This is a genomic window from Corynebacterium sp. HMSC05D08 (assembly GCF_001807215.1).
GTDB classification, from domain to species: domain Bacteria; phylum Actinomycetota; class Actinomycetes; order Mycobacteriales; family Mycobacteriaceae; genus Corynebacterium; species Corynebacterium striatum.
The window spans coordinates 1-5398 of sequence record NZ_KV788341.1 but is presented as its reverse complement, the minus strand read 5'-3'; the positions used below and the strand labels follow the sequence as shown (position 1 = coordinate 5398).

The 5398-nt window shown below is 51.7% G+C and carries 4 protein-coding genes and 2 pseudogenes; 3 read left to right on the top strand and 3 right to left on the bottom strand.

Annotation, left to right across the window (positions count from 1 at the left end; genetic code table 11):
• On the top strand, positions 1–887 hold an 887-nt coding region (locus HMPREF3148_RS08980), incomplete at its 5' end, for an IS3 family transposase (RefSeq protein WP_083287750.1).
• Positions 888–906: 19 nt separating this feature from the next.
• Positions 907–1287: pseudogene (locus HMPREF3148_RS08975) on the top strand (IS256 family transposase); the annotation flags it as partial.
• A gap of 66 nt (positions 1288–1353) precedes the next feature.
• Here the strand turns inward: HMPREF3148_RS08975 and pbp2m are convergent.
• The 3 genes from pbp2m to HMPREF3148_RS08960 all read right to left on the bottom strand — a co-directional run bounded on the left by pbp2m (position 1354) and on the right by HMPREF3148_RS08960 (position 4936).
• Positions 1354–3135 (bottom strand): penicillin-binding protein PBP2M, encoded by a 1782-nt coding sequence (gene pbp2m, locus HMPREF3148_RS08970; RefSeq protein WP_049151672.1) that lies wholly within the window; start codon positions 3133–3135, stop codon positions 1354–1356.
• A 113-nt stretch (positions 3136–3248) separates the two neighbouring features.
• On the bottom strand, positions 3249–4079 hold the full coding sequence (locus HMPREF3148_RS08965) for a serine hydrolase (RefSeq protein WP_049147775.1): 831 nt from the start codon (positions 4077–4079) through the stop codon (positions 3249–3251).
• Complete coding sequence (locus HMPREF3148_RS08960; RefSeq protein WP_012360809.1) at positions 4076–4936, bottom strand: LysR family transcriptional regulator; 861 nt, start codon at positions 4934–4936, stop codon at positions 4076–4078. Before HMPREF3148_RS08960 ends, HMPREF3148_RS08965 begins: the two co-directional genes overlap by 4 nt.
• Before the next feature lie 65 nt (positions 4937–5001).
• On the opposite strand from HMPREF3148_RS08960, the pseudogene HMPREF3148_RS08955 reads away from it, so the two are divergent.
• A pseudogene (locus HMPREF3148_RS08955) lies at positions 5002–5344 on the top strand (transposase).
• The last annotated feature ends 54 nt before the right edge of the window (positions 5345–5398 follow it).

Below are 5398 nucleotides of genomic sequence, written 5' to 3'. Positions count from 1 at the left end.
TCTCTGTCGAGTTCATCTGTAAGACGTTGAAGAAAAACCGCGCTGGTGGGTTCATCACCTCGCGTGGGTATCGTCAGTCCAAGGCCCGTGGGGTAAGTGCTCGCCGCCTTCGTGATGCTGTGCTGGTTGAACGCATTAGTGCTATCCATCGGGATAATTACGGCATCTACGGTGTGCGGAAAATGTGGCATGCTCTTCATCGTGACGGAATCGATATCGGTCGTGAACAAACCGCGCGGCTGATGCGTCTAGCCGGTGTATCAGGCAAAGGCAAAGGCCGCTCGCCTATGACCACTCGCACACCTCAAAGGCCGGATTTACGCCCGGACTTGGTGGAGCGAGAATTCAAAGCCGAAGGCCCGAACAAGCTGTGGGTGGCTGATATTACCTACGTGCGCACGAAGAAAGGCTTTGTGTATGCCGCGTTTGTCACCGATGTTTACTCCCGACGGATCGTTGGGTGGGCGTTATCAGATTCCATGCGCACCGAAGCGTTGCCGCTGCAAGCTCTCAACCAGGCGATCGCGTCTGCTGAGGAAACAACAGGTCTCATTCATCATTCGGATCACGGCTCGCAGTATGTCAGCGTTGTCTACAACGAGCGTCTTGCCCAGCACGGGATTGCCGCTTCCACCGGAACTGTCGGGGATTCCTATGACAATGCTCTGGCGGAAAACGTTAATGGTTCCTACAAAAACGAGCTGATCCATACTCGCAGGTGGGATGAGGTTGTCGAGGTGGAAATCGCGACGTTTGAGTGGGTGTCATGGTGGAACGAGACGAGGCTTCACCAAAGCTTGGGATACCGAACCCCGGTCGAAGTGGAAACCGAATTTTGGGACCAGCACCCGCCGCAAGAAATAATAGAAATCAAGGCAAATGCCTAGGAACAAAACCCGGGGCACTTCAGACCTGCTGTTTACCTACCTGCAACCCCCACCAACAACCATCGACCCCGACAACCTTGCAGCAACAACAAACAGCCTCGAAGGTGGCATCAACGCCCCCATAAAAGAACTAGCCCGCAGACACCGCGGACTATCACTACCGCATCAACGCACAGTGATGGATTGGTGGCTGTATCTACATACAGAAGTCCCTGACGATCCGGTCAAGATCGCCAGGGACCAACGATGGGGTCAAGACGCACTTTCCACAGCAACAGACCTGATCACCCACAACACCACAGCCACTACCAATGACATCGGTGCACCAGCAGAATACGACACCGCCATCGACACCAGCTACCAACACAACCTCGGCATCCAAAAAGGCTGGATCAAATAACCGCAACACGCCCGGAAAAGACACACTTTTCTTTACTTAACCCGTGCTAGAGGTTATGACGCAAGTTTATTGAATTCCAGAGAATTTCTGAACATCCGGCGAGCGAAGGAAACGCCCGGCCATTTCCACAGCTGGCTGAGAAGAATCTCCTTCGATTACAAGGGACGCAATCGCCAATTCCCCTGTCGTTCCAGCGAACCAGCCATTGGAAAGCTTGCCATCAATTTCTGCTGTACCAGTCTTTCCGCCAAGTGCACTAAGATCACTCAACGACCTAGCTGAACCGTGGTCAATTGTTGATTTCATCATCGTCCGGAGGCTTTGAATAGTTGTATCGCTGACATGCTGGTCTGCCTGTTTATTCACTACTGTCTGTTCGCCTTGAATGAGCTGTGGAGGAACAAGCAAGCCGCCGTTAGCGACAGTCGATTGCATGAGCGCAATCCCAAATGGACTAGCTAGAACCTCGCCCTGTCCAATAGAAGCCTCCACACGAGGAGGTCCAGCCGGTGTCCGCGGCACCGAACCAGTAAGTGTGGTCATCCCTGGTACGTCGAAGTCGGAGCCAATTCCGAGTTCTAAAGCAGTCCGTTGCAGATCATCTTCTCCCAAACGATCCGAAATGACCGCTTGGGTTGTGTTACATGATTGGGCGAAAGCTTCTTCCAGTCGAACGCTACCTAGATCGAAGTCATGATCGTTGGGAATCTTGCGTCCAGCGACGGTGATATTGCTAGGACAAGGTAGTTCCTCATCCATGCTGACTGCCCCTGCCTCTAGTGCCGCCGCTGTGGTCACAGTTTTGAACGTCGATCCCGGTGGGAATAGCCCGGTGAGTGCGATTGGCCCTTGGTTATTTGCCTTGTCATTTTGTGCAACGGCAAGGACACCTCCTGTTCTAGGATTGAGCACGACTAGAACTGCGGCACGTTGCTCACTGTCCACTGCTTGTTTTGCTGCGCTTTGCAGTGTGATATCCAGAGTGGTTGCGATTGGCTGAACTCGGCGAGGCGGCTCAGAGGCTACCGTCGTCATACCTTGTGAACTCTCAGCGCGTATCGACCATCCTGAATTAGCATCGAGCACTGACTCCCAATATTTGTTCAATTCAGCATCCAGCGGAGAGTTAAGAGTTTTGGACACGCTTAAGAGACGCCCCTGCTCCACAGTGGAAATTCCCTCAAAGGTCCTAAGTTGCTCTTGTATCTTCCGGAATTCTTCCTGCCTCAAAGTGAGGAGCACGGTGTCTTCATCCTGAGACTCTCCCAAGGTCTGCTCGATCCACTCCTTAGTCGTTGTGGGAGACACTGGTGCAAAAATCTGGGCCAATTCCTGCGCTCTAGAGGCTATATCTTTGCGACCTCGTACCTGAATAACTTTCGTCCAGGTCATATATTCATTGCCCAAGCGATCTTTAATTGGAAGATCGTACTGTTTATCTTCAGCAAAAAAGAGTGCGGAATCATCGCTCAACTGAGCTTCGAAGATCGAAGGCAACCATTGAGGCTTACCATCCTGTCCACTAAGGACGAGCCGACCATTGCTCTCCAACTCCACACCATCTTTGGACCAAGTCACATGAGTATTCTGCTTTCCATTGGAAATATCAGATTTTTCGATGTTGACCTTCACACCATGAAGTGACTGCCGAAATTCATGAAGGGCGCGCTCCGGGTCTGGATGATCCAGATACCGTGCAGCCTTGCTGTCATCTCCCGCGTTGAAAGCTTTGAGAAATACGTCTGAGTCTGATTCCCACGGTAGAGCTGAACAGCTGCTCAACATCACTGCGGAGAGCGAACAGAGTGCAATCACCGACTGACGGAAACGATTGTGCTTAGTCATCATGGGAGTGACGTTAAGTGAGACGCATTGGATGCCACCAATATCACATAATGCAATTGTCTCATTTCATTCACATATAGGCGATGGTAGAAGTGTGTATTCAAGTGGCAGAAATTCTAACGAAGAGCGTCCACGAGCAGTCTAGCCACTTCGCCAATAGCACCATCGTGAGTACTCATTGCTTGTTCTGGCACCACCTGTTTCAGCATGATGGACACCACAATGGGCTCCTCGCCCTCAACCTGGATAATCGAAGCTTCACCATGGAGAAGTCCTACAGTGCCCGTTTTTCCATAGATATCAACGCCGCTTGGAGGAAAGCCTGAAGGAACACGGTGACGCCACACCTGCAACCCCAAGAGTTCACACATAGATCGACGTACCGCTGCACTATCGTCTTTCCAAACCTGTTCCAAGTCATTAGTTATTTCCGCCAACGAAGAGACTGCAGAAAACGCTATATCTGTACTACTCCCCCCTTGGGATTGAACATATTGACGCAATTGTTTCTCCGCCGTCACTAAGCTATTCCGATCTTGCAAGTCATAATGAGGTGGAAACCGTTTAAGAAATGCTTCTCGAGCCCACGCAGGCAGTAGACGCAAAATCTCGTGGGCGGCCACGTTATCTGACACCGATGCGACTTGTTTCATTAAGTCTCGGAGACTCACGTTCACTGCGTCATCAAAGGCAGCGAACCCATACCCTTCGTAAGTTCCTTTGGACGGTGCAACGTCAACACGAAGACGAGGATCCAGATCACCTCGTTGAATCGCTTCCAAAGTGAGGTGGAGGAGCCGGATTTTATATAAGGATGCCACCGTAATTTTCTCGTCTTGTTTGCGTCCGATAGTCACCCCATCGTGCAGTCGCGATGCACACCACCATCCCTCACACCCCGACCGCATCAACACGTTTTCCAGGGCCATCTCCATCCGTGCAGTCATTGGTTAATCCTTCGACAAATTCTTTCGGCGACCGCCATGGCCTCGGCGCCATTGTCCATCCCACCTCGGCGAACCACTACATCCACGGAAAAATCGAAACGGGAAGGAAGCTCAATAGCATTGTCAAACTGGTGAAAACCGCGAAATACCAAAGACATCCCCTCCCCTCTTCCAATCAATAAGCCCCTACCTAGAGCATCCTCTGAATCATTAATTTCGCAAGACACACCCGACCGAAATAGCTCTCTCGCCAAACCACTGGCTGCACTTGAATTGTCATTCAGGTTCTCCACCAGCAGATTCAATTGAGACAAGGTCTTATCCAACCTTGAATACCCCGGCGGCACCACTAGATCACGTGACAGAGAAAACTGCCTCGCACTGCGGTGAGTACCCAAGGGAACCGGAGCTTGAACAAGCCCCGCATGAATAGCGCCTTCTTCAACACGGGCAAGAATCTCAACAGAAGGCAGTGACGACAAAACTACTCCATCATGCTGCTGTGCCTTTGCTGCAATACGCGATCCTATCTCGCTTGGAAGCGCACTACTGATGGCCAAACGAAACCCGCTTTGCGCACCACTTCGGATACCGTCAATCATCGAATGCATAGTCTGAAGATCGCGATTAATCACCCGGGCATATGGAAGCAAGGTCAACCCTGCCTCGGTTAGTTTCACTTCCCCCGCCCCTCGGATAAATAGCGGTGTACCTACACCAGCTTCTAAGCGCTTAATGGCATTGGAGACAGGCGGCTGACTCACTCCCAGTCGCGCTGCCGCCGCTGTAAAACTACCGGTCTCCGCTAAAGCCACGAAATACTGCCATTGGCGCAGATTTCCCGTCTGAGCAATCATGGGTCTCAGCATAGTGGAGCACGAGTTCGCACCACTGCAGTGAAGTGTCCCAGGTTTTGTTCCGTTTGAGTAGATGGGAAAATCTGGAATATGCCAAGAAAATTTGACCAGGATGCGAAGGATCGTGTGGTCCGTCTTGTAGAGGACCGCATCTTGGCGGAAAATATGTCGATGCAAGCCGCGTGCCAGGCAGTAGCCCCAAAGCTGGGGGTGTCATGGCACACAGCCCGTCAATGGACCCAACAGGCCCGCCGTGCGGGAAACATCCCAGAACCCGTGCCTGAAGATCTGGCCGCCGAAAACGCGAGGCTTCGCCGTGAAAATCAAGAGCTACGCGACACCAATGAACTTTTAAAGGCTGCCTCAGCTTTTTTCGCGTCGGAACTCGACCCAAAACGTCGGAAATGATCCGGTTCATCGATGAATACCGGAATCGTTTCTCTGTCGAGTTCATCTGTAAGA

What these genes read in the sequence shown, in the direction of transcription:
- HMPREF3148_RS08965 (WP_049147775.1), bottom strand. Translation starts at nt 4,079, where the DNA reads ATGACTGCACGGATGGAGATGGCCCTGGAAAACGTGTTGATGCGGTCG.
- pbp2m (WP_049151672.1), bottom strand. Translation starts at nt 3,135, where the DNA reads ATGATGACTAAGCACAATCGTTTCCGTCAGTCGGTGATTGCACTCTGT.
- HMPREF3148_RS08960 (WP_012360809.1), bottom strand. Translation starts at nt 4,936, where the DNA reads ATGATTGCTCAGACGGGAAATCTGCGCCAATGGCAGTATTTCGTGGCT.